General features: G+C 50.1%; 24 protein-coding genes and 1 tRNA gene. 9 read left to right on the top strand and 16 right to left on the bottom strand.

The genetic code is table 11. The features are described 5' to 3' along the window. The first annotated feature begins 67 nt into the window (after positions 1-67). Positions 68-562, top strand: coding sequence for an Lrp/AsnC family transcriptional regulator (locus ccrud_RS06990; RefSeq protein WP_066565588.1), 495 nt, complete (start codon positions 68-70; stop codon positions 560-562). A 145-nt stretch (positions 563-707) separates the two neighbouring features. Here ccrud_RS06990 and ccrud_RS06985 read toward each other — a convergent pair whose 3' ends face one another. From ccrud_RS06985 to secA2, 5 genes are all read right to left on the bottom strand, one after another. Further along, positions 708-1,283: a MerR family transcriptional regulator gene (locus ccrud_RS06985; protein WP_066569653.1), complete on the bottom strand. Its 576-nt coding sequence runs from the start codon at positions 1,281-1,283 to the stop codon at positions 708-710. A gap of 178 nt (positions 1,284-1,461) precedes the next feature. Continuing rightward, complete coding sequence (locus ccrud_RS06980; RefSeq protein WP_066565583.1) at positions 1,462-2,076, bottom strand: bifunctional nuclease family protein; 615 nt, start codon at positions 2,074-2,076, stop codon at positions 1,462-1,464. An 8-nt stretch (positions 2,077-2,084) separates the two neighbouring features. Beyond that, positions 2,085-2,852, bottom strand: a complete 768-nt coding sequence (gene ftsR, locus ccrud_RS06975; RefSeq protein ID WP_066565580.1) for a transcriptional regulator FtsR — start codon at positions 2,850-2,852, stop codon at positions 2,085-2,087. A gap of 159 nt (positions 2,853-3,011) precedes the next feature. Then, positions 3,012-3,443, bottom strand: coding sequence for an oxoglutarate dehydrogenase inhibitor Odhl (gene odhI, locus ccrud_RS06970; protein WP_066565578.1), 432 nt, complete (start codon positions 3,441-3,443; stop codon positions 3,012-3,014). 139 nt (positions 3,444-3,582) lie between these two features. Next, positions 3,583-5,874: an accessory Sec system translocase SecA2 gene (gene secA2, locus ccrud_RS06965; protein ID WP_066565576.1), complete on the bottom strand. Its 2,292-nt coding sequence runs from the start codon at positions 5,872-5,874 to the stop codon at positions 3,583-3,585. A 192-nt stretch (positions 5,875-6,066) separates the two neighbouring features. Between secA2 and ccrud_RS06960 the strand changes: the two genes are divergently transcribed. The 4 genes from ccrud_RS06960 to ccrud_RS06945 all read left to right on the top strand — a co-directional run bounded on the left by ccrud_RS06960 (position 6,067) and on the right by ccrud_RS06945 (position 10,058). Then, positions 6,067-7,248: a bifunctional alpha/beta hydrolase/OsmC family protein gene (locus ccrud_RS06960; protein WP_066565574.1), complete on the top strand. Its 1,182-nt coding sequence runs from the start codon at positions 6,067-6,069 to the stop codon at positions 7,246-7,248. Next, a complete protein-coding gene (locus ccrud_RS06955) occupies positions 7,249-7,653 on the top strand; it encodes a YchJ family protein (protein WP_066565569.1) in 405 nt (134 codons plus the stop codon). A gap of 109 nt (positions 7,654-7,762) precedes the next feature. Continuing rightward, positions 7,763-7,836, top strand: a tRNA-Pro gene (locus ccrud_RS06950). A 668-nt stretch (positions 7,837-8,504) separates the two neighbouring features. Continuing rightward, the gene (locus tag ccrud_RS06945) at positions 8,505-10,058 is read left to right on the top strand and encodes a cation:proton antiporter (protein ID WP_066565566.1); all 1,554 of its coding nucleotides are present in this window, start codon (positions 8,505-8,507) and stop codon (positions 10,056-10,058) included. Here ccrud_RS06945 and zupT read toward each other — a convergent pair. The 3 genes from zupT to ccrud_RS06930 are packed head-to-tail and all read right to left on the bottom strand — an operon-like array spanning position 10,055 to position 14,231. Beyond that, a complete protein-coding gene (gene zupT / locus ccrud_RS06940; RefSeq protein ID WP_066565565.1) occupies positions 10,055-10,861 on the bottom strand; it encodes a zinc transporter ZupT in 807 nt (268 codons plus the stop codon). The genes ccrud_RS06945 and zupT overlap by 4 nt on opposite strands. A 38-nt stretch (positions 10,862-10,899) precedes the next feature. Next, entirely contained in the window at positions 10,900-12,645 is a 1,746-nt protein-coding gene (locus tag ccrud_RS06935; protein ID WP_066565563.1) for an ABC transporter ATP-binding protein, read from the bottom strand. 23 nt (positions 12,646-12,668) lie between these two features. Continuing rightward, entirely contained in the window at positions 12,669-14,231 is a 1,563-nt protein-coding gene (locus tag ccrud_RS06930) for an ABC transporter transmembrane domain-containing protein (RefSeq protein WP_425394209.1), read from the bottom strand. Positions 14,232-14,315: 84 nt separating this feature from the next. On the opposite strand from ccrud_RS06930, the gene ccrud_RS06925 reads away from it, so the two are divergent. The 3 genes from ccrud_RS06925 to ccrud_RS06915 all read left to right on the top strand — a co-directional run bounded on the left by ccrud_RS06925 (position 14,316) and on the right by ccrud_RS06915 (position 16,389). Then, on the top strand, positions 14,316-15,098 hold the full coding sequence (locus ccrud_RS06925; protein WP_066569647.1) for a class I SAM-dependent methyltransferase: 783 nt from the start codon (positions 14,316-14,318) through the stop codon (positions 15,096-15,098). Between the two features lie 51 nt (positions 15,099-15,149). Then, the gene (locus ccrud_RS06920) at positions 15,150-15,650 is read left to right on the top strand and encodes a GyrI-like domain-containing protein (protein ID WP_066565559.1); all 501 of its coding nucleotides are present in this window, start codon (positions 15,150-15,152) and stop codon (positions 15,648-15,650) included. A gap of 70 nt (positions 15,651-15,720) precedes the next feature. Further along, the gene (locus tag ccrud_RS06915; protein WP_066565557.1) at positions 15,721-16,389 is read left to right on the top strand and encodes a pentapeptide repeat-containing protein; all 669 of its coding nucleotides are present in this window, start codon (positions 15,721-15,723) and stop codon (positions 16,387-16,389) included. Positions 16,390-16,617: 228 nt separating this feature from the next. Here the strand turns inward: ccrud_RS06915 and ccrud_RS06910 are convergent, their stop codons facing one another. Continuing rightward, positions 16,618-16,884 (bottom strand): hypothetical protein, encoded by a 267-nt coding sequence (locus ccrud_RS06910; protein ID WP_066565555.1) that lies wholly within the window; start codon positions 16,882-16,884, stop codon positions 16,618-16,620. 150 nt (positions 16,885-17,034) lie between these two features. On the opposite strand from ccrud_RS06910, the gene ccrud_RS06905 reads away from it, so the two are divergent. Continuing rightward, a complete protein-coding gene (locus ccrud_RS06905) occupies positions 17,035-17,343 on the top strand; it encodes a hypothetical protein (RefSeq protein ID WP_157776017.1) in 309 nt (102 codons plus the stop codon). A 23-nt stretch (positions 17,344-17,366) separates the two neighbouring features. Here the strand turns inward: ccrud_RS06905 and ccrud_RS06900 are convergent, their stop codons facing one another. From ccrud_RS06900 to ccrud_RS06870, 7 genes are all read right to left on the bottom strand, one after another. Further along, positions 17,367-18,266 carry an ABC transporter permease gene (locus ccrud_RS06900; RefSeq protein ID WP_245670393.1) on the bottom strand — a complete coding sequence of 300 codons (900 nt, stop codon included), beginning with the start codon at positions 18,264-18,266 and terminating at the stop codon, positions 17,367-17,369. Positions 18,267-18,357: 91 nt separating this feature from the next. Next, positions 18,358-18,954 (bottom strand): ABC transporter ATP-binding protein, encoded by a 597-nt coding sequence (locus tag ccrud_RS06895; RefSeq protein ID WP_066565544.1) that lies wholly within the window; start codon positions 18,952-18,954, stop codon positions 18,358-18,360. A gap of 86 nt (positions 18,955-19,040) precedes the next feature. Then, complete coding sequence (locus ccrud_RS06890; RefSeq protein ID WP_066565543.1) at positions 19,041-19,460, bottom strand: hypothetical protein; 420 nt, start codon at positions 19,458-19,460, stop codon at positions 19,041-19,043. A 587-nt stretch (positions 19,461-20,047) separates the two neighbouring features. Then, complete coding sequence (locus ccrud_RS06885; protein ID WP_066565541.1) at positions 20,048-20,506, bottom strand: prevent-host-death protein; 459 nt, start codon at positions 20,504-20,506, stop codon at positions 20,048-20,050. 320 nt (positions 20,507-20,826) lie between these two features. Next, on the bottom strand, positions 20,827-21,117 hold the full coding sequence (locus ccrud_RS06880) for a hypothetical protein (RefSeq protein ID WP_157776016.1): 291 nt from the start codon (positions 21,115-21,117) through the stop codon (positions 20,827-20,829). A 387-nt stretch (positions 21,118-21,504) separates the two neighbouring features. Continuing rightward, a complete protein-coding gene (locus ccrud_RS15895; protein WP_425394215.1) occupies positions 21,505-21,846 on the bottom strand; it encodes an AAA family ATPase in 342 nt (113 codons plus the stop codon). A 901-nt stretch (positions 21,847-22,747) separates the two neighbouring features. Further along, on the bottom strand, positions 22,748-23,278 hold the full coding sequence (locus tag ccrud_RS06870) for a hypothetical protein (protein ID WP_157776015.1): 531 nt from the start codon (positions 23,276-23,278) through the stop codon (positions 22,748-22,750). Positions 23,279-23,586: the final 308 nt, after the last annotated feature.

Here is a 23,586-nt window from a genome sequence, read left to right as displayed (position 1 = left end):
ATATCCCATTTCCATTTGTGAATGCATCAAAGGTAAAGGTACGGCTAGAATTTGATAATGTTCAAGCATGAATGAATTTCAATTTAAAATAGACAAAAAACCCGAACTTGATTCAGTAGATTGGGCAATTCTCGAATTATTACAGGTTGATGCAACTCTGCCTAACAAAGAAATTGCTGCCAAGATTGGTGTCGCAGCGAGTACCTGTTTAGAACGAATACGACGGATGCGACGCAATGGCACGATTACCGCAACTCGCGCGCATGTGCGTCCCAGTCTGCTAGGTAAGGGGGAACAAGCATTTTTAGGTATTCAAATTCGCCCACATGCTCGCGATACTGCGAACGATTTCGTGGAGAAAGCACTAGCACTTCCAGAAACGCTTGCACTATATAACGTGAGTGGGAATGAAGACTATCTTGTACACGTTGCGGTAGCCGATAGTACAGAGCTGCAATCCCTCATTATAGATAAGCTACTCGCACTACCACAGGTTGCGCATTGCCGAACGCAGCTTATTTTCGGTGAACCTTGGGTCGCTCCACTACGGAAACAACCGTAATTACGCCCAGTTTCTTAATTGGATTTATTGCTAGTTGGAATTTTAATCTTTTTTGTAGAAAAAAGTAAAAACCTCAAGCTTCACTCTCCCACGGGTTCGGAGTTCCTGCGGGAGAGCAAAGCTTGAGGTAATGGGCGCCTATTTTTTAAGAGGTGCGTCGGTTTCGGCGCGCGGCAAGCTCATCTTGAAAGTTAATGGCTTCAGCCTGGTACTCCTCATCGATCCGCTCTGATGGGAAGGAGGAAATATCGCCGGTGAGTTCCTTCATGATGCCAGGAACTGCGATACCGAATACGCCCTGCCCTCCACCGAGAAGGTCTATAACCTCTTCGTTAGAACGGCACTCGTATACGGTGGTGCCGTCAGAGACCAGGGTGATCTCTGCCAAATCGTTGGTTCCCATATCGCGGAGCTTGTCTACTGCCAGGCGAATATTTTGCAGAGAAATGCCCGTGTCTAGCAGACGCTTGACGATCTTTAAGACAAGGATGTCTTTGAAGGAGTACAACCGCTGGGAACCTGATCCGCGTGCGCCGCGGATAGTTGGCACCACAAGTTTGGTGCGTGCCCAATAGTCCAACTGGCGGTAGGTAATTCCCGCAACCTGGCAGGCAGTAGGAACACGGTAGCCAACTTGTTCATCTGGGCCGACCTCAAAAAGGGTCTCCTGAACAGGGACTCCGTGGAAGATATCTCCTTGGTAGTTCTTGTCTTCGTACACTGATTTCTCCGATTTTTCAGTGGTCATGTTTTATTCAAATAACATGACTGTAAATTCTAAGCATGCAACTTAGCTTTAAGTCTGGTCTCTACCCTAGACCAGAGTCAAGTGTTAATCACGTGACACGCCAAAAAAACACCCTCCCAAAAGCATATCTGAGGGTGCCATTAGTCACATTTTAGGAGTTTTCGGGATTTTCCTCCGTGGAAGATTGTCCGTCTTCGAGGTCATCTCCGGAAGCGTTAAAAAGATCATCTTCGAATACGCCAAGGCTTTGCATAAGTTGCTGGAAATCGGCATCTGCCTGGGCATTTCCAGATGCGGAGGCAGCTTCTGGCGATTGTTCTGTCACACTGCGATCAACAACGATATCGAAGTAGGCTTCCAGATCTTCATCATTGATGAAAATGGCTGTCTGCTGCAAAATTTCCTCATCTGCGGAAATTGGTACTTCAAGAAGCTGCGACAACATAATGACGTCACTTGGGCGAGCATCGAATTCTTCACCTTCGGAAGTGGTAATCGATGCCATGTATACGCCTTCAAAATGAGAGACAATCCGCAAGGAGCCCACCCAAGGAGTGAGTCGCTGGAAAGCTTCTGCCAGTAATTCATGCGCGGTTGGTCGGCGTGGATTAAATCCTGCCAAGTATGCCTGAATTTTCAGGGCGTCATCTGCGTCAATCCAGACGGGAAGGATTTTATTTCCTTCGTTCCATCGGAACAAGGCGCAGGTAAAACCGTCTGGTTCCATGGTGTGAATGCCATGGAATTCAAGTTCAACAAAACTCATATTGTCTATCAGTATCCAAGCTGTTCGCGGGTGGCGTTTTTAACCAAGGATGCATGCATCGATACAACCAGAGAGCACATTTGTTGTGCCATTTCTTCTGCTTGTTGGCGGGCAACATCGCTTTTTCCTTGCGCTACAGGTGAGGCAACCTGAGCAATCAGATCTGCCTGACGTGATGCCGCGTTACCCAAAGACTTGAGTCGGCGCAGATCAAAGCCCATTGACTGCAAGCTTGCTGCGGTACCAGCAATTGCTACGTCATCATTGGTGAAAAACCCAGCTGCATCAGGTTTGATAAGGCGTGTGTTCACGAGGTCTACAACTAGTTCCACATTAACGCCCGCTTTTTCAGCCACATCAGAATCGGTGAGACGCGTAATGGCTGGTGCTTGAAACTTTTCTGGGCTTACCAGAGGGGTCGCTGAGGAGCTGCCACTTAGAATTGCTGTGACAGAGCCATTGTCCATGGCTTCAAGCTGTTCCCGAATAACCTTTAACGGCAGGTAGTTGTCACGTTGGGTGACCAGAATATAGCGCAAACGCTCTACATCGGATTCGGTGAAACGCCGATATCCAGAGGCAGTGCGCTCAGGGGTGATGAGTCCTTCCGATTCCAGGAAACGGATTTTAGAGACAGTCACATCTGGGAACTCTGCGTTCAAGCGCTCAAGTACCACGCCGATAGACATGGTCTTGGATTGTTTCACCGGAACGGTTTTTACGGCGGATTTACCGATGGCTGAACCGTTTGGGGATATTTTACGGAGTGCACTCACGATGCTGCTGCTACCTGCTGTGGTTTAAATGGGCGGACAAGGACATAAATAAGGGAAACTCTCACGATGCTTTTAGTAATTCTAGACACAAAACGGTTGCAAGATTGTCATGCATCCTTGCAACCGTGCTGTGTCTGTGAAAACTCCCGAGAAGGTGTTTTACTCTGCTGGACCTGCGAGGAAGACCAGACGGAACTTGCCGATCTGGATTTCATCGCCGGTTTGCATGACCTGAGCGTTGCGTGGCTCGCGGTTGACATAAGTGCCGTTAAGGGATCCTACGTCTACGACCTCGAATTCACCTTCGTTGATGCGGAACTCCGCATGGCGACGGGAAACGGTGACATCATCAAGGAAGATGTCACTTTCTGGGTGGCGACCAGCGGTTGTGGTCGGCTGATCGAGAAGGAATCGAGCGCCTGCATTAGGTCCACGCTTGACTACTAGAAGCGCGGAACCTGCAGGAAGATTTTCAGCTCCTGTGGAAGCTGGAGCAGTACCGGTGCTTGACTCCATCTCCTTCAGCAGATCTGCGCGGAATACTGAGGTGGTCTCGACCTGTGGCTCCGGGGTGCCGATGTTGTCGCTCATTAAACTTCCTCCGTGTCGACATTATTCTTAACGATTTTCATCATAGCCGTTGTCTAGATGTTGAGGGTAGAGTTACCCTCCATAAAGCCATGAACCTTACTGAGAAATTGCCGTGAACAGGTATTTCTCCATTCATGGCCTATTTGAAGATATTTCCAATGCCACTAATTACTGAGTTACCTGAACCCGCTAGTGGGTTGTCAGAGACCATGTACGTCCATGTTGCAGATGGACGGGCCAGCCCTTCATCATCCAGATGGGCTCCCTCGCCATCAATGGTGATGGTTCTAAAGGTAGACACGGCATCATTAACTGCTCTTTGCGCCAAATCCTTGAATTCACGCACGGCGATGCGGTGGTACTCATCCAACGGTGTTTCCCTTGCAATGGCACGCAGGTGAATGGACTCGCGGACATCATCCATCAAGGCCAAATGCTCTGACCAGTTGAAATCCAGGTGGTAGAGCATGATCTCGCGCGCTGCTTGTTCCGCGATTGCAGGATCAAGTTCTGACAGCTCTGCTGCGCGGTCAGGTGCATGCTGACTTAGTTCTTCCCAGGCTAAGGGCGTATCCAAGAGCCGTTCCCGACGCTCATCGATGATGATGCGTTGATCTGCCAGCAATGTGTTGTATTTCCAGCTCTGGGAATGAATTTCCAACAGGTGGCCTTCGGTCACGCGTTGGCAGTGCCCTACCCAATCGCGGATACGGTCAGAGTCAATAAGTCCTGTGGCGTCAGGCTGTGCGCTCACGCTTTCTCCTGATCCGCCTGATGCGACCACATCGTCGTCGAGGGAGACAAAGAAAAGGCTTAGGCCTGGATCACCTTGTCGCCCAGCGCGTCCGCGTAGCTGGTTGTCGAGGCGTTCGGAGCGGTGTCGGGCAGTGCCAATGACAGCGAGTCCTCCGAGGGCTACCACGGCATCGTAATCGGCTTCATCGGCACCGCCGAGACGAATATCAGTTCCGCGGCCTGCCATTTGAGTTGATACTGTTACGCGTCCGACATCGCCGGCTTCAGCGATGATGCGGGCTTCTTCAGCATCATTTTTCGCATTGAGGACGCTGACTTCGATGTCTAGTTCATGTAGTGCGGTGGCGAGTTCTTCAGATTCTGCGACATCGTGGGTGCCTACCAAGACGGGTTGTCCGGTGCTGTGTACCAGTGCGATTTCATCGATGATTGCGCGGTTTTTCTCGGCAATGGTGGCATAAATTCGATCAGCTTCATCAAAGCGCTGCAGTGGATGGTTGCGCTCGATAACAGAGACGTGCAAGTCATAGAAGGTGCGCAGCTGGTCTGTTGCTTCCACCGCGGTACCTGTCATGCCACACGCCATGGGATAGCGGCCAATGAGCGCTTGCAAGGTGATGGTGTCCAAAATCTTGCCGCCTTCAGAGACTGCCAGGCCTTCTTTGGCCTCCACAGCTGCTTGGAGACCATCGGGCCAGCGCTGGAGGTCGGCGACGCGGCCGCGGGAGGCATCGATAAGCAATACTTTGCCCTCGCGGACGATGTAGTGGATATCGCGGATGAGCAGTGCCTGCGCATGTAGTGCAAGGTTGACTTGCACCAGGGTGGAGCCGACATGGTCATCGTCATAGAGGCTGCTGATGCCCAATTGTTGCTCGAGCTTGGCGGAGCCTTTTTCGGTGAGGAACACATTGCGACGGTCATCGTCGATGGTGTAATCGTCATTGTCTTTGAGCGTGCGTACTACATCGGTAATTTTGCCGCGTGGCGCATGGCCGGGCTGGTTGCCGGCGAGGACGAGTGGCACCAAGGCTTCGTCGACAAGCACGGAGTCTGCTTCATCGATGATGGCGACATCGGCGCCATGCTGCACGGCGTCTTCGCGCCGGGTAATGAGCTGATCGCGCAGCACATCGAAGCCGATTTCGTTGACGGGTCCGTAGACGATTGCGGCTTTATATGCTTGTCGACGCTCCCCTGCGGTCATTTTTTCATTAATACTTGCGACACTAAGGCCGAAAAATTCCACCAATGGACGCATCCATTCGGCATCGCGCACTGCCAAATAATCATTGACGGTAATAGAATGGACAGTTTTACCCATCAACCCCAAACCTGTGGCTGCCATCGCGCCGACCAGGGTTTTTCCCTCACCGGTGGCCATGTGTACAACATCGCCCTCAATGAGGCGAAGCACGGCCTGGGACTGCACCGGATAAGGCTTCATCCCTAACGTGCGCTGCGCTGCCACACCCAAAATGGCTAAAAATTCTGCATGATTATCAATCTGTCCACCCTGTGCCAGATCTCGTGCCCGCTGCGCTAAAGCTGCATCATCCAGCCCATCAAGTTCGGCTGCATGGCTTTCTGCTTGATCAACAATTGCCAAGCTACGTTTTTGGTTTCTACCCGATTTACCGCCGAGCGCCTTCCAAAACCAATCAAAACCAGCCACGGTTATACCTCCGGTGCGCTAAGTGAATTCATCTGCTTAACCCTACTCAATCACCCTCATACGTGTTACGACGTGATCTATGTTGCAGTCGTGGGTAAGAATTGTGCAAGAACATAGCGCATATGTGATGACCACAGCGAAAGTTGTGCCTAGAGTGAGGATGAAATTGCTTTGTCGAAAGGTGTACTCCCGGTGCATTCAGTCAGCGTGAAAGTGCCATCATCACAAGGGTTGATGATGGCAGCGACTCTAGATCTTCCTGATACAACTCCCATTGCTTATGCAATGTTTGCTCACTGTTTCACTGGCTCTCGGTTTACCCCGGCGGCTGCACGAGTGAGTAAAACCTTGGCAGATTCTGGAATTGCCTGCCTTCGCTTTGATTTCCCAGGCCTTGGACAATCCGAAGGCGAGTTCTCCGAGACTACGTTTTCCTCCAATGTGGACGATATCGTGGCTGCTTCCGAATGGTTGCGGGAGCATTATTCTGCGCCACAGTTGTTGATTGGCCATTCTCTAGGTGGTGCAGCGTCCTTGAAGGCCGCTACCAAAATTGCATCCTTGAAGGCCGTGGCAACCTTGGGCGCACCATTTGATCCCGCCCACGCTGTTCTCCACTTCGCAGATCGCATCAGTGATGTTGATGAACACGGCGCAGTCACGCTGGCACTCGGCGGACGCGATGTCACCATTTCACGTTCTTTCCTCGAAGACCTCGCCGAGCTCAACCCTGAAGATCATCTGAGCAAACTGCGCAAGCCACTGTTGTTGCTACATTCCCCCATCGATCAGACCGTCGGTGTAGACAACGCGCAACTCATCTTCCGTGTCACCCGCTATCCAAAATCACTTATGACCTTGGATAAAGCAGATCACCTGCTTACTAAAGAAGGTGCTGCACAACGCGCAGCACAGATCATCCGTACCTGGGTGGAGCCCTATTTAGAGCCTGAAAATGCCGATGATGTCATCCCTGAAGATGTTGTTGAAGCCACCACGATTAAAGCCAGCAAATACGGAGCGGCAGTACGCGGCAGTTCACACAGCTTCATTACTGACCGTGCGAAATCCCAAGGTGGAAAGAGTCTCGGTTCCACCCCGGCATCGCTGTTTGCCTCTGCTTTAGCTGCATCCAATGCCCAAAGCATCAAACAAGCGGCCATCGAAAAACGCATCACCGCGCTCAAAGACGTCAAAGTCACCATCTCCCGAGCTGTTTCCCCAGATACCAGCACCCTAAAATTCCGCCGGAAGATCTCCTTGATAGGTACTTTCACCGAGGCTGAGCATGCAGAGTTGATGGCAGCAACCAAAAACTGTTCACTGGAGCAGATGCTATCTCCAGGCATCATGATCGACAATGATGAGGCTTAAATGAACAACGCTGCACCCAATAAACCGCTTGAGAAACGCTGCCCGTGCGGAACTGGCCTCAGCTATGGCGAATGCTGCCACCGCTTCCACTCCGGTGAGCTCATAGCCCCCACTGCAGAAGCCCTCATGCGTGCACGCTTCACCGCATTTGCCGTTGGCGATTCCGAGTATCTTCTCAAAACCTGGGATCCTAAAACCTGCCCAAGCGAACTAGGCCTTGATGTAGGTATTGATTTCTACCGCCTCGACATTCTGGAAACTTCCGGAGGTGGCCCTTTCGATGAAACCGGTCGAGTAAAATTCCAGGCCTTCTACAAAGGTCTCGCCTCTGGAGTTCAAGAGGAGGATTCCGCATTCCGCAAGGTCAACGGCGCCTGGGTGTACTCCACAGGCGAACTCGACTAATCCCCACCCCCATGAGAAGCAGGTTATGCTCAGCGGATTTCTCTTTCTAGATCACACTGATGTAACCTGTTCTCGTTAGTTCAGATCCACTGCGGTGTGAATATAACGGCGGACTGTGGCGCAGCTTGGTAGCGCACTACACTGGGGGTGTAGGGGTCGCAGGTTCAAATCCTGTCAGTCCGACAATAACCCCTGTTCAGGGGAGATACTTCAAACCGATTACCCTCGATTAATACAATTTCACAGCTTAAGACACTATCCATTTTGGTCGCAGTATCCCTAGCTCGCATAGTCGGGGGTAGCGGTTTTTTCTGTTTGTAGGACACATGTAGGACACATGCCTGAGAAAGCGTGAAAGCCAACGCCTTATCGGTATATATCTAGTGTTGCTTTGAGCTCATATGCATTTCTTTGGGGCTTCGCCCGCAGCAACTCTAGAAACCAGACCAGGCGACCAAGATTTATAATATCCAGCGCATGTGGGTCGCGGTGTTTGGAGATCCAAGCTAGAAACCGGTCACACATGCCCACGGATCAAGTTTTGGGCATCCGTGGGCACTGTGGTTTGGTTGGGGGAAAATCCTGCTTTAACTCCAGAAAAATACCCCTCATTTAAATCGATTCTAAGGGGTTTTGAGCAGGTACCTGGGGTAAATGCTCACCCGAAAATATCGATGCCTTAAACGAGCTTCTAGCGATGCACCCTCAATTACCCAAAACACCGTAAACCTCAAAAGCTGTACACTTCCTGTCAATTTCCCTCCAATCGCGAAATGCTCCCACATGGATATCTCAAAGCGACGCAAAATGGAGATGTTTACTGACAGAACTCACTTAAAGAGACCTTATTCATGACGATATTGTTCATGCTCATTACGTTGCTGCTCGCCACTGTGATTGTGGTGGCGATCGGCGATAAAACTGGACTTCCCTGGCCTGCCTTGATGACCATCGTGGCCGCCGGTGGAGCGTTGATCCCATTTTTGCCGGAATTTACTATTCCTGCGGATCTTATTTTACCTATTTTCATTCCTCCGCTGCTGTGGGCACTGGCTAGAAAGTCTTCGTGGGCGGTAATTAGATCGCAGATGTCTACCATTGTCACGATGTCGGTGTTGTTGGTGTTTGTTACCATCGCGGCGCTCACCGGGGCTACTCTCCTGCTGCTTCCTGGCATTGGTCTTGCGGGTGCAATCATGTTGGCTGCTGCGATTTCTCCTCCGGATCCGGTGGCGGTTGATGCGGTTGCGGAACCTGCGGGAATCCCGAAGCGCATCACTACGACATTGCAGACTGAAGGTTTGTTTAATGATGCTGCCAGTATCGTGGCCTTCCATGTGGCGTTGGCTGCACTGGTTGCAGGTGAAGATCTCTCCTGGTCCACCGGTGTCATCAAGTTCTTATGGTCGTGTATTGCTGCTATCGTGCTGGGCCTTGTTATCGGTCGCGCTGCTGCATGGTTTACCGATCACGTGGCATCAGTGGAAGCACGCAATGCCTTTACCTGGGTGTTGCCTTTCGCCATCTACGTCATCGCAGAAGAAATCGGTGGCTCGGGTGTTATCGCGATTGTTATTGCGGCGGTGGAGTTGAGTTCGAGGGCATCTATTGGTGCGGAGGATCGTCTTACTGGTTCTGCGTTCTGGGGCACCATCGAAGTGCTGTTCACCGGACTTGCCTTCGGGCTCATCGGACTCAATGTGCGCGCGGCTGTGGAAGAGGTCGGTTCAGAGCTCTGGCATGCAGTACTCGTGGGCGTTGTGCTCTCTGTCGTGGCAATTGTAGTGCGTGGCGCATGGATGTATCTAGCGTATAAGCGTAATCGGGCGAAAATTAAGCGCAACGGACCGACTACTAATAGTGGTCTTCGTGCACCGCTGCGCTTGCAGGAAGCATTGCTCATGACGTGGGCGGGCATGCGCGGCTTGGTTACCTTGGCGTTGGTGTTGTCTATTCCGGAAGATATTTTCCCATATCACCACGAACTGCAAGTTATTGCGCTGGTGGTTCTGCTCATCACGATGGTTGGCCCTGGCCTCGCATTACCGTGGCTGATGAAAAAGCTCAGTTTGGATAAGGGGCCAGATGCTGCAGGCGATGAAAGCATCGCAGCACTTACTGAGCGGGCGCAAAAGGCAGCGAAAACGTATCTGGTGGATTCCGAGGAACTTCCGATGGAGAAGATTGCGGCGATCAACAATTGGATTTCGCAGGAAATTGAGGCGAATGAACTGAAGGTGGACGTCGATAAGCTGCATCAGCGCGCGCACCATGCCCGTGTTGGTGCGATCAAGGCCGCGCAGGAGGAGCTGTTGAAGGCGCGCCGGGAGCGCGGTGTGAATCCGGCGTATGTGGATGAGGTGCTTGGCAGCATCGACCGGATGTTGGTTGCTGCGGAGCGTTAGATAAACAGCAGCAGGCTTAAGGCCATGACTGCCATGCCGGCGATCAGCCCGTAGATGGCAGTGTGGTGTTTGCCGCTGGAAATTGCTGTGGGGAGCAGCTCATCAACGCTGATGAACACCATGATGCCGGCGACTGCCGCGAAGCAGAGTCCTAGGGCTTCTGGCCCAATGAAAGGCATGAGCAGCAGGAAGCCAATGATGGCGCCTGCTGGCTCAGCTAGACCGGATAAAGTCGCCCAGCCCAATGCTTTTCGACGCGACCCCGTAGCCTCCCGCAGCGGGACGGCCACGGCAATGCCTTCGGGAACATTGTGGATGGCGATGGCGACAGCCACGGGAATCGCAATGGTGGGGTCCGTGAGGCCTGATAAGAAAGTGGCGAATCCTTCGGGGAAATTATGGATCGCAATCGCGATGGCGGTCATCACGCCCATTTTCATCATGCGGTTGCGTCGTTCAAAGCCATCAACAGCACCTCCAACTGTGGAGGGTTCATGCGGATTGATGGCATTGGGGACCAAACGGTCAATGATCGCGATCAGGGCGATGCCGCCGAAGAAAGCTAAAACGGCTGCCCAGTTTCCGCCTCGAGGCCCCCATGCGTCAGTCAGCTCTGAGACAGCCTTGGGGAAAATTTCTACAAATGAGACATAGAGCATGACTCCGACGGAAAAGCCGAGCGATCCGGCGAGGAAACCTTCGCTGACAGATTTGCGGGAGACGGCAATAAGCCCACCGAGGCCGGTCGCTAATCCGGCAAATAACGTGAGGCCGAAAGCGAACAACACGGTCGAGAGATCCATAGGCTTGAATCATAATGTTCAATGTATTGAACAGTCAACTATCTGCCGATACTCCATGCAGTCCACAGACGCTGATAAATACCGTCTCGTGCCACTAATTCACGGTGCGTACCAGACTCAACGACGTGGCCTTTATCCATCACCAAAATCTGATCTGCTCGAGATGCCTGATCCAAACGGTGGGCCACCACCAATGCGGAACGGTTCCGTGTCACGGCATCAGCTGCTTCTTCCAAAGCACTCGCTCCGGCTGATCCAGCTTCTGCAGTTGCCTCATCCATGATGACAATGGCTGGATCAAGCAGCAGCACTCGCGCTAGAGCCAATTGTTGTGCCACCACAGGTTCTAATTGAATACCGCGCGCACCTACCACAGTGTCCAAACCATCGGCCAAGCCATCGAGCCACTCCAAAGCATGGACATCTTTTAAAGCATCACGGAGTTCTGCATCTGTGGCAGATGGCTTAGCCAGTGTTAAATCTTGGCGCAGCGTTCCAGAAAAGACATGTACTTCCTGGCTCACCATGGCCAAACGGGCAATGCGCTCGCGGTCGGAGAGAGCAGAGACGGGGAAATCGTCGACAAGCACCTGCCCATGATCTGGCACCCGCAAGCCGGCCAGCAAGGCCGCAACCGTTGTTTTGCCAGCGCCGGACGCGCCCACGAGCGCTACTGTTTCGCCTGGATTGATCGTGATGTCGATATCACGCACTGCCCAGGAATCGCCATAGCTAAAACTAACGTTGCGCAATTCCACTTTGCCCGCAGGGGCCGCAGCTCCACTATCGGGAACAGGAATTGGCGGATCAGCCACTACGCCCACGATGCGCGCCAGCGATGCATAACCTGATTGCACAGTATCGAGCACGCGCATAAACATATTCATCGGACCGCGCAGCCTAATAATCATCAACACCGCACCGGTGACAGCACCAATACTCAAGGCATCACTTGCCACCAAACGATAGCCCACAACAAGTGCCACGGAGAGCATCAAGAACTCGGCAAACAGCATCCAGATATTCAAAATCAACATGGTGGTGCGCGCACGAATACCCTTGACCACCACAGACCACGATGCCTGATCGATCTGTGTATGCGTAGCATCTTCCATCGAATACGCCCGCACCGTCGCCCGACCACGAATCGCCTCCAAGACCCGGCGCGCACGCTCAGCCATGGCGGCGCGCTCACTGGCGTAGCGTTGTGGGGCTTTGCTTAAGTAGTGGCGTGAGGCGAGGTAATAGACCGGTGCGACAACCAGCGGAACAAGGAGAAATTGCCAGTCCAAAGAAAACAGCGCAATGGTTGTTGCCGCGATGGTAAAAAATGATGAGCTAAGAATCGGTACGGTTTCTGTCACCGCTGCAGATAGCTCGGCGACATCATCGGTTGATCGGCTCACCAGATCGCCGGAACCGGCATCTTCTACTTGGTGCGTGGGCAGCCCCAGCGCAGTGCCTACCATGTTTTCTCTGAGGTTTGCGATGATTTTTTCTGAAATCCGAGACACCACATAAAAGCCGCAGGCGCTGAGCACCGCACCGGCAATAGCCACGATGATCAGCAAGATGCACAGGGAGATAAAATCCTGTGTCTGCGCCCCATCTGTCACGAGATCAACAATGCGCCCTAAAACCTGTGGCACCAGCACTGATGCATAAGCGCCGGAACTCAGCAGCGCCAGCGCTACCAAAAACCACCATTTTGCCTGCGGAATGCGTTTCAGCTGCCGGGCCACTTCGCGCCGCACTTGCGGCAAGCTGGCTAACGGAAAGCGCATGCTTGTCGACGTCTCCCCACTGGTCATGATCCCAGCACCTCCCACAATTGATCTGCCGTTGAATGATGATCAGCCACGGCACTCCATGCCGGTGCAGCGCTAAAAACTACCGTGATTTTCCCAGCTCTATGCGCAGCTACCTGCTGAGCAATATTGTGCTCTGTCACAGAATCAACAGCCGTCGTGGGATCTTGCAGTACCAATATTTCTGGATCAAAAGCAATCGCACGAGCAAGTGCCACACGTTGGCGTTGCCCGCCCGACAACAATCGTCCGCCCTCACCAACCCTCTTGGAACTACCTCCCGGAATATCGTCACACGACGCAACGGCAATGGCCTCCAGGGCTACCTCTGGCACAGGAAAAACATTGTCACTGATACTTTGATCAAAAAGATCAGCCGCATGTGGAGCAACAATGACCCGCGTGCGGGGAAGCTGCTCTAGTATCTCCAGCAATTTCTCGTTCGTCCCACCATCAATAACAGTGAGCCCCTCAGGCAACTGTGTAATAGCAGCATCGGCCACACTCGCCTCAAGCTCAGATGTCCGCTCAAAATCAGCCCCCAGCACTCCCCTAATACGCCGCGCAGATGCTTCCGCAGATGCCCACCTCGATGCCACGTTCCTACCCAACATCGTCATCGGCATAATCAAAAACTGCGTCAATCCCACAACAATGATGAGATCGCCAATACTCATCTGCCCCTGAAGCGCTAAAAAACCTGCACTAATACCCAACACCGACACAAAAATTGCACCAGCAGCATCAGTAACACCATTCAACCGCGCTTCAGCAGCATTCGCATGAACAGTCTTGCGATACGCCTCACCAGAAATAGCTTCATAACGGCGACGCACCGTCACAATGGCACCCAACCCTTTCAGGATCCTCAACCCCTGCACCACATCAGTGGCCGTCGCCGCTGCTTGAGCTACCGCCTGCTGACGCGCCCCCGAACGCTTCTGTAAAGGCCGAGAAACCACAATGGCCACCACAACCAACAACGGCCCACCAATCAGCACAGCCAGACTCAACCACGGATTGATACTAAACATGACAACTGCGCCATAAATAATAGAAGCCAGCTCCGCAACCGGGAAAACCGTCATCATCACGATATCGCCCACACGCTGCGTATCCGACGATGCAATAGACAACAACCCACCCGCAGTGCGTTCTTTACCAGCAAACCCCCGCGGATCCTGAATACGATCAGTCACCAACATCCGCAAATCATGGCTCACCAACTGCTGACTACGCACCATCATGTACCGAGAAATCCAGTTCACTGACATCGCCACAAGAAAAAGAGCCGCCAATACCAACAACCAGTACACCAACCGCTGCATATCACTCGTGGCAATGGCATCATCTACCGCTTTACCCACAATCACCGGGGTCAAACCATTGCAGATAAACGACACCGCCATGCCAGCAGAAGCCACAAAACTCCACGGACGCTGCGATAAAGCCACCTTCAACGTCCATAATTTTGCGTCCAAAGCCGGAATCTTCGACGGTCGCGCGCCGGGTCCTGGAAGGTTTTTATACCTATCTAAATCCATGTAGGTCGTATGTTGCACAAGGAAATACTCTATCCCATGGGGATACTTAAACGATATATCGCTACTTTTGCTCCGCGTGGCCTATTAGACTTGCATTCCGATATGAATGATCCAGCGCATCCCCCAATTCCACCAGTATCAAAACGAGACGCACCACTGTTCAGCGGCCTTGAGCATCGTGTAAATAGCGCAAGCGCCTTTAATCAGGGCAGTTCCACCTATCACGATGTGCGCCCAGGCTACCCCGAAGATGTCCGGGCACTAGCCACAGGATTTGGACGCATCCTAGATGTCGGCGCAGGTACGGGAAAACTCACCGGTGAATTGAGTGCTGATCAGGTCTATGCTCTTGACCCAAGCTTAGATATGCTGCGTGTATTTCATTCCGCACTCCCTGATATTCCATGCTGGCAAGCCACCGCAGAACACACCGGCGTGGCGGATGCCACCATCGACCTTATTACCTGCGCCCAAACTTGGCACTGGGTGGACGTCAAGGCTGCCTCTACAGAATTTGATCGAATCATCGCACCTCATGGTGCCGTGATGCTGGTGTGGAACAACCTGGATACCTCCATCGCCTGGGTCCATCGACTGAGCCGCATCATGCACGCAGGCGATGTACTCAAACCTGGATTCATCCCAGAAACTGCCCACCCCTGGTCAATTACCCAGGAAGTGCGCACCGCGTGGGAACAACACTTAACACCTGAAGAGATCATCCAATTAGCCCACACCCGCTCCTATTGGCTCAACGCATCCGAGAAAATCAAACAACGCGTGGATGACAACCTGCGCTGGTACCTCTACGAACACTTAGGCTTTATTGCTGACCAGGTTATTGCGCTACCCTACCGCTGTGACGCGTTTCTTCTCACACGCTAAGGTAACCTGGCGGTCAAAACATCACCCTCCACATACCAGGAGTTCTCCACCATGTACTTGATGAAACCGCCAGTATCTGAACTTGAAATCCTTGAAGTCGATGACATTGCAACGGTTGTCGCAGTCTTTGACAACCATCCCATGTCCGAGATGGCCTCAGCTTTCGACAGCACCTATCAAGTCCTCTTCCCCACGTTGGCTGCACAAGGCATTCACCCCATCGGCCCCGGCTACGCGCTCTATACATCCGTCCCCAGCGACACGGTGAGCCTTGAAGTGGGAATTCCCGTAGATCAGCCACTTGATGGAGACATCACCGCTGACAACGGCATCGTATTGAAGAACTCCACAATTCCTGGTGGAAAAATCGCGCGTATCAGCCACCTTGGTTCATTTGATGGACTAGGCCAAGCCTGGGGCACATTCATGGAATCAGTAGCTCAAGCAGGACATTCCGCAGATATGCCATTCTGGGAAGTCTACGTAACCGAACCTTCCCCGGACATGGACCCAGCAACCCTACAAACAGACCTTTACACCAAGCTAAAGTAAACTCCTCCGCTGCCAACTTATAAGGTACAAACGGGAAAACGTCCCCGACACAATCTAGGAGCCCGTTGATATGGCAGCACAACGACATTCACAAATATCAGCCCCTCGAATCAAAGATCTCCACCTGAGAAACCTCGATGATGCTGATCCACAAAATATCGAAGCACACGAGCACTACGAATCGCAGCGGTATTCCGATGCTGATCTCTCTGAACGAGATCTTTCTGGCACCGGATTCAGCGACTGCGAATTCCTCGGACTAGAAGCCCACGACACCGAACTGCGTAACACCCAATTCGTCGATACCCGTATCGAACGCGCAAACGCCCCAACGCTAAAAGCAGCCCGCTCCACCTGGCGAAACGTAGAAATCACTAGTTCACGATTCGGTGCTCTCGAAATGTACGAAGCCAGCATCCAATCCTTGAAAATAACTGACTCAAAATTAGCCTTCATCAATCTACGCTCTGCACATCTTCGAGACGTCCTATTCGACCAATGTGTCATCGAAGAGCTAGATCTGAGCCAAGCCCGCGCAGAAAGAATCGCTTTCAAAGACTGCAGGGTAAATACACTTATCCTTGATCATGCAGTACTCAGCAACGTGGATCTACGTGGCATTGATATCGCAAGCATCAGCGGCGTCGACTCCATAGCCGGCACCATTATCTCCACCACACAGGCCGTTGACCTATCCAGTGCATTTGCCAAACATCTAGGAATTAACGTTGTAGATTAGGGTCCGAATATTCATGCTGAAAGGTTCAGGAGCAGCATGGGTGCGAAGACCCACGGGACTATTTTAAGCGTTCCGACGGGAACCGTGTTCACAGGATAAATTACATTTATCCTGATGGAGTAGCTCGGGCGCTAATGTTTAAGTCCTCACTCCCCTGCATCCCTATGCGGACATACCCAGCAGTAATTTCATCTTTATTGCGCTCATGTATGAAACCCCATGATTTCATTATTTACGCTGCTTAATCTCTTTCTCAATCTTCTTAAAAAGTAGCCAGAATGGGTAAAGGAGAGCCGCTAAAATTAAGAAAGCAATAATTAAGTCGGTCGTGTGCCCACCCGTATAAATAGATACTGCAATCACGGTGAAGAACCCCACCGTGGAGAGCCCACCTGCGAAGATTGAAAACTCTTTTAGTTTTCCTTTATCACGCGCATATTTGACACCAGCAATCAGCGCAAAGACAAAGACAAAAATAAAAATATAAAAAATCATAGCTACCTTTAAATAAAAGAAAAATACTGTAATTAAAGTTCCCGTATCTGCAACTGCAAGTGACTTTCACAGTATGGTTACGCACATACATAATAAATATGCGCTTAATTATACAACTCACACTAGGAAGCATTTTTAGATCAGGTACTTATGAGTAAAATTCTTTTAATAGGCGCCATGCTCACGATGTCTCTTTCTATCGTCTTCGGCATCGCAGGAAATATTAACCTGGTATATCTCTTTGCTGCCCTGGCAGGAATCGAGACAATTTTTGCACTTTTTGTTGAATATAAAAGTGAGAACTCCCCAAAAGTATCAACCACAGAGTTCTGGTTCTTTAGCACCCTGGTAGTACTCGGTGTAGGAGCCACCTTTATATTCGTATTTCCTGCAGGACTACCTCTATTTGCCCCAGCAGTCGTCACTATTCTTGATAAATCTAAAACATCAGAAAAATAGCATTGAGACTAAGGAACGCTAATTCACACTGAAAAGTATAAGAGCAGCAGGGATGCGAAGAGCGCTGGAGGCAGGCCTGCAAGGTAGAATCTTATAATTTCAGGCGACACTGGACCTGCAATACCGCTATCGATGTAGGTAATCTGATCCACCCGTCGTGGGCGACTTCTCGCAATCCCTGCCCACACAACACTCACCACAATCAACAAGCTATGCACGAGAACATGCGCAGGATCCGTGATTAATAAAACAATCCCAATTGCAGGAACAGCATGAAACAAAAGAACAACCGCTTTATAGTGACCTGGCGCGTGTAACTTCGAAAAATCTGCGCACCGAGCCACATCAGCACCCACAACAGACCATAACAACAGAAAAATCGATGCTGAATAGGCTCCAAAAATACCCGAAAAAGAAAATGTAAAAGAAATAATCACCAACATCATCAACGCAATATGAGGACGCCGGAAAAATCTTCTACCAGCAAGCACAAGATAATTTGCGGTAGGTGCTTGTTCCTTCCATCGCAAATGCGTAATTGTCGTAGCATCCGCAACTAATCCAGAGTCTAAAACGCTCAGGCTAGCCGCAGACAGAATTTTCTTTTCACCAGCGGTAAGAAGACTTGGAAGTGATCTTTTCTTAGCTAATCCCGTAGCTAAGCGCACTAAGCAACTAATGATCAACCACAGCCACATCTGTCCATGTGCCGCTCCCAGGACCATACCAAACAGAGAAAAAGCAACAATCTGCGCAATAGGCTCACGTGCATTGAACTTAACCTGACCTGTAGGTCTGACCTGATATATCCATTCAAGCTTTGAAATTGATAAAAGCGGTAGGAATTTCTCCACCAACAATGATCCGCTGAGAACTAAAACAGCACTCCAGAAGACCCCAAGAATTAAAGAGTGCCCATCCACACTAGCCTCATACTGACTAGAGACCCACGAGAGCATCGAGTACACGGTCCAGGCCCCAAGGCCAAGCAGGAAAATAAATCTAATAATTCTATTAAGATGCGATATCATATTTTTCCAGGTGAATTACTTCATCGCATATGTTCAGGATGTCCTGAGAATGACTCGCTAAAATAACGGCAGTACCATTTGTAGCTTTCTTCTTTAGCTCTTGAGCCAGGATATCTATCCAGAAAGCATCTAAATGTCTCTCCGGCTCATCTAATACAACTACCTCAGAATGTATCTCGAGTTGTAGTGCCAAAAAGCTTCTTTGTTGTTGACCGCTAGAGACTTTATTGGGCGATTTTCTGAGCAGTTCCTCAAGATTCCATCGTTGAATGGAGTCTGCAAAATTCACTTTCCCCGTTTTACTTAGTATTTTAAAATGCTCCCCGATCGATACATCAGGATAAAAATCAGGTGTCGATATAGTAATAATTTTTCCTACAGATTTCAGATCTGTGACACTGACATCACCTATCTTTACTGTTCCCTCGAGAGGATACAGTTCACCGGCAAGAGTGCGGAGAAGCGTTGATTTTCCAGCTCCATTCGCACCGCAAATACCGTATATTTTTCCTTTATTAAAATTCAGTTCCAGTTCTGCGATTGGAGTTGAATATCCTATTTTTGCGCAGATTGACAGCATGACCCCCCCCCTATTACATTGAGATTAGTGAAGAACTTTCTCACATAAAATTAATTATAACTAGGTACATTCAACAGAACATGCAGCTATGCGTCTGCATTTTTTCTTCGTTCTTTTTTCCAAAAGTCAATACCCCACAGGGAGATCTTGCAGAAAAAGATCATACGCTCATGATAATTTGCAGCAGTATGCCCCTGAAGACGGGGATCATTTTCCGACATGGTTGCCATGGAGTAAATAGCAAACAGCCACGCTGCCCCATTAAGCATTAAAGCGATTACGAGTCCTGGCCAGGTACCGAGTAAAGAAGGGAAACCTGCCAGAGTTATCAAAATCAAGCAATGAACTAAAGCACCGGAAGTATTGTTAAGGAAAAACTGGTGTGCGCCCCACGGTCCAGCCCACACAGCTATCTTGTAGACCCGGGATTTTGTTTTCCGAATAGGCTTGCCTTTTGTATCCTCGTCAGCCATGTCGAAAGGGCCAGTGGGAACGTAACCAAACATGTGCTCGACTCTAACAAGAGCTATAGCGTAAGGATACCTGTACCAGCCAAAACTCCTGGGTTATTTTTAAAAAATTCAAGCCTTCGCGCACATCATAAATTAAATCGTTTCCAGCCGCAGGATCAGACCGTATCTGCAGAAGAACGCTTGCTCCCTACTCCAGTCGTGAGCCTGAAGTCTCTCAGGCTCGAACAGCATCAGAATAGTTAACCAAGATATCTAACTTCTTGATGAGGATTACTTTGTCTCATTGGGATGATGCGTAATGCACATACTCTAAGTACACTATGTTCTTCTCAACATAAAACCAGATCCGGGCAGAGCCCTTCACCCTGGGTTTATGCTGCCACCGATCATGATCCGTGCCATTACGGTGGACCACGCCTAGTGCTCCTTTGAGTCGGTAATTGGTTGGCGTTGTCAACAACCGGGTCATGGTCAAAAGTCCCAGGTATTCGCCATAGGGTTACGAATATTTGCCAGCAGATCTCGCCGCCCTTTAGCTGCTTGAGTGGTAGCAAAACGAATTTCGTACTCACTCTTCTTCCGTGGGAGAGGAACTAATGCCTCTTTCTTTGCAGCCACGTTTATGGCCGCTCAACCAGTTGTTCATCGTCAATCCACTCCAGATCAGCACTATGTAGCCCCGCTGCGATAGCAGTTGCGGTTTCTTTCCATGCGGTCAACTCTGCAATAGCTAGATGAGGTTGCTCGGTAGCAAACGAGGCTCGTGCAGCATCAAGGATCTCACGAGCACAGGTACTACGATCTGTTACTGAAAGAGCTAACATCCAGGGGAATACTTTGGACATACGTTCAGCTAAAGTGCCATGCTCATCAGTAGCTACAGTGATTAACTGTGTGGCGAATTCAAGCAGCTTTGCACGCCTGTCGGCCTCACGCTGCGATATCAGCACCAGTGATTCACCATCGCGTCGTGTCACTGTCACGGGATGTTCCTCAGCTTCAGCGAAAACTTCAGCGGGGTGTTTACTCAACTCTGAAGAACGTCGTGTCCGGTAATACACATCAGCTGCTCTAGTCATACTCCCAGCACATTCGGAACGTATTCGGAAGTCTAGGGTTCCTGGCACTGAGTACCCGCTTAATATTTAACAGCAATTCACATTTGACATGTCGTTAACCGGGCCTTTTCCATACCAACTGCTCATAGGTGTTAAAAAGAAGCCAAGTTTGCTGTCGATCGTTGATTCAGGGCAACACCCTAGAAGATACTGATCCGGCTGTAAAACCTCTCAAAAGACAATCGGTTGAAACAATGATTGAAGAATTCCGCGAGCTTCTTGATGAACCATTACTTCGCTACTTCCAGAGATTGATCTTGGTTTTAGCAAAGCTCCACCAATTATTTGACAGCCTTGGCAGCCTGATCTGCTTTCATCGAGCCAAGATAAAAGATTCCCAGTGAAATCGTTCCGCCTACTAGATACAACATTGAGCGCTGATTTTCACTCGTTACCCAGAGAGAAGCCACTCCTACTGCAATGGTTACTACACCAGCAACAATAATCCAGACTCCCCCAGCTTTGTATCCGCTCTTCCACTTTTGCTCACTAGAATTCACATCCTCAGAACGAAAAAGGGAAATAGCCCCTTTCTTCAAGTAATCCCAAAACAATAAGAGCAATCCCAGCAAGAGCAAATAAAAGTACAACAACTAGCATCATTAAACTCATTTTCTATCTATTTTATGTTGATTTTTCCATGACGGAACTCTTGAGCTAATAAGCCCTTTCAATGTTCCACCATGAGCTCGATCTTGACTTTAGTGGATACTTAAGAGCTCAGGCAGAGAATCAAAGAGTAATCCCTTATTCCATCTGTGTAAAAGGACTCTGCTATTTCGCTAACCGCAGTAGATAAATATTCCTGGTTGCTGTCTCCTCAACCTAGCGGTGGGCCCGACCCCTCAGAGTCCTTTTCTGTCATGCATAATATGCAGAGGTTTTTTCCCACCCCACAAACCCAGCTAGGACACAGTACCCCTGAACGAGTGTCCCCACATAAGGGCAGATATAGCGGGCTAAAACAATATGTGCGAACACATATATGGCTCTTCCCGTTTTGGAGTCCCACCAACAATCGGCTTATTCCACGCATCAGCCAAGCCCGCAGCCATGGTCTCGCCAATCCGAAACGATTGCGTAAGCGGTGCAAAAGCTGGATCTTCACACAACTCTGCTGCAAATTCTTGTGGATCAAGAGTGGTGTCAGACCGGACTCTCTGTTCCAAATCACCCACCATGACAATCTGCATGAGCGGGTTTACGGACTTAATGTTGCGCAGCAGTTCCGCAAAGTCTTCCGTGATGTCCTGGTACTCATCAATAACGAGCAGGTCATAGCTTGGGAACGTGCGAGAAATATGCTTGAAGTTCTTGTTGAATTCCCGAATCGACTCACTGATGCCGCACTTAATGCCGGCCTTCAGCAGATGCGGATAGACAATGCCGTGATAGTTCTACACTTTGGCACTACGAACGCGTTGCTGTGCATCAATTTTCAACAGTTTCGAGTAGGTCAAATACAGCACATCATGGTCTGCACCCATCAGCCTCATTATCGGGTTCTACCAGGCTAATATGCGCAAGGCGTGCCCTTATGAGGACGATCCTTTGGTCGATATTTGGCACAAGGTGTAAAGCACTGCGCTCTTTATCCTACCTGTCGTTTCATCCATCGCAGTGTACTCACTCATCACACAGCGCGGATTTGACTGGTATCTCATGATTTTCATCCTCCCCGTGAGTTTGATGATCGCGTATGGGGTCTTCAAGCCCTGTGACTGCGACAAACATCGGTAAGGTGTATTTCTAAGATTGTCCATACGGAGTGCTGTCGCCACTCCCCACCCCATAGCTAAAACTAAAGGCTTCCCAAGAATCCGGTTTGGCGAAGAGGCGACACAAAAAATGACTACCTGAAGCAGAGATACGTTGGCTCTTTTTCGTAACTCGGCGCCCGCTACGGGATACTGGCCGATAGGGTAGCCTCATTGACGATCGAGTCCATTCACTCTAAAAATAAAGAGCCACTTTTCTACTCACAAGGCGCCCCGCTAGTATTCAGATTGCTGCGCTTCTTAAAAGGAAAAGAAGCACCAACGAAATCGCCAACAATCCAAGTCCACACTTAACTGTCGTCCGAATATCTTTATATCTGATGTGCATTCCTGCTGTGTAGAGAACTCCAAACGTGATTGAGCCAATCGCTATTGCAATAAGGTTGATTTCCAAAACATCTGCTATCTGTATTTACGACTAAACCTAATACTGGCACTCAGTTCGCTGAATTTGTCCCGCCCAGTTATAAAACATCCGGATCGAATTATTTGGGCACTCACGATTCTTGTTCAAATACGTTGATGCAGCGTGCATAGCAATTCCCACGACTAGGCATGCTGCATTTCCTAGTGAAAGCAGGGAACAAATACCCGAGGTTAAAATCGTTCCTGCACCCCCAATCACGAACGATTGCTCACCTGAAGTGAACTCGATCCAAAAACCTCCGTCATAACGGCCAGCGGATACAAACGGACGAGGCGCGTTGAAATCTGGAAGCGTTAACTCGATTCCCTGCTGGAGGACGAAAGTCACAAACGGCTCACCGTCTTGAACATGGTGATTTCGTTCAGCGTCTGATGCCAAAAGCTCATCATAAGCCTCTCTGAGTGTTTCTTCCGAAATCTGTTGCCTCTCAATAGATCCATCAACTATTGAGTTTGCAGGGTCCTTAGGCGCGACCTGAACTGGTGAAATTCCTGATCCGGACGCGAACAAAGCAATGGGAAGAGCCAAAGAAATTAGACTGCGAGAGAGTTTGCGGTGTAACAAAATGATGCCTCTTTAGAGCGTGGATAGTACTTTCAAGATAAAACGTAAGGTTCACTACAGAAAGTTTCAAGAGTTCTCATATTATGGGGCTAAATTAAGGGGGGAATATTTAGAGCAGTGCCTATGTTTCACCGAACTGTCCGAGGATTCCTGAAACCAGTACCCACATCCAACCAACAATTCAGCTGGATATGCTTGCCCGGATTTTAATGATCAAGACTTATTAACCGGCAGCCCAGCAAGGGCTGCGCCTAACTTAAAACGACACATCG

Source organism: Corynebacterium crudilactis, assembly GCF_001643015.1.
Classification (GTDB): Bacteria; Actinomycetota; Actinomycetes; order Mycobacteriales; family Mycobacteriaceae; genus Corynebacterium; species Corynebacterium crudilactis.
The sequence above is the reverse complement of the archived record's forward strand: the minus strand, read 5'-3'. Positions and strand labels throughout refer to the sequence as shown.

What these genes read in the sequence shown, in the direction of transcription:
- ccrud_RS06990 (WP_066565588.1), top strand. Translation starts at nt 68, where the DNA reads ATGAATGAATTTCAATTTAAAATAGACAAAAAACCCGAACTTGATTCA.
- ccrud_RS06980 (WP_066565583.1), bottom strand. Translation starts at nt 2,076, where the DNA reads ATGAGTTTTGTTGAACTTGAATTCCATGGCATTCACACCATGGAACCA.
- odhI (WP_066565578.1), bottom strand. Translation starts at nt 3,443, where the DNA reads ATGAGCGACAACATCGGCACCCCGGAGCCACAGGTCGAGACCACCTCA.
- ccrud_RS06955 (WP_066565569.1), top strand. Translation starts at nt 7,249, where the DNA reads ATGAACAACGCTGCACCCAATAAACCGCTTGAGAAACGCTGCCCGTGC.
- ccrud_RS06945 (WP_066565566.1), top strand. Translation starts at nt 8,505, where the DNA reads ATGACGATATTGTTCATGCTCATTACGTTGCTGCTCGCCACTGTGATT.
- zupT (WP_066565565.1), bottom strand. Translation starts at nt 10,861, where the DNA reads ATGGATCTCTCGACCGTGTTGTTCGCTTTCGGCCTCACGTTATTTGCC.
- ccrud_RS06935 (WP_066565563.1), bottom strand. Translation starts at nt 12,645, where the DNA reads ATGCGCTTTCCGTTAGCCAGCTTGCCGCAAGTGCGGCGCGAAGTGGCC.
- ccrud_RS06925 (WP_066569647.1), top strand. Translation starts at nt 14,316, where the DNA reads ATGAATGATCCAGCGCATCCCCCAATTCCACCAGTATCAAAACGAGAC.
- ccrud_RS06920 (WP_066565559.1), top strand. Translation starts at nt 15,150, where the DNA reads ATGTACTTGATGAAACCGCCAGTATCTGAACTTGAAATCCTTGAAGTC.
- ccrud_RS06915 (WP_066565557.1), top strand. Translation starts at nt 15,721, where the DNA reads ATGGCAGCACAACGACATTCACAAATATCAGCCCCTCGAATCAAAGAT.
- ccrud_RS06910 (WP_066565555.1), bottom strand. Translation starts at nt 16,884, where the DNA reads ATGATTTTTTATATTTTTATTTTTGTCTTTGTCTTTGCGCTGATTGCT.
- ccrud_RS06905 (WP_157776017.1), top strand. Translation starts at nt 17,035, where the DNA reads ATGAGTAAAATTCTTTTAATAGGCGCCATGCTCACGATGTCTCTTTCT.
- ccrud_RS06895 (WP_066565544.1), bottom strand. Translation starts at nt 18,954, where the DNA reads ATGCTGTCAATCTGCGCAAAAATAGGATATTCAACTCCAATCGCAGAA.
- ccrud_RS06890 (WP_066565543.1), bottom strand. Translation starts at nt 19,460, where the DNA reads ATGTTTGGTTACGTTCCCACTGGCCCTTTCGACATGGCTGACGAGGAT.
- ccrud_RS06885 (WP_066565541.1), bottom strand. Translation starts at nt 20,506, where the DNA reads ATGACTAGAGCAGCTGATGTGTATTACCGGACACGACGTTCTTCAGAG.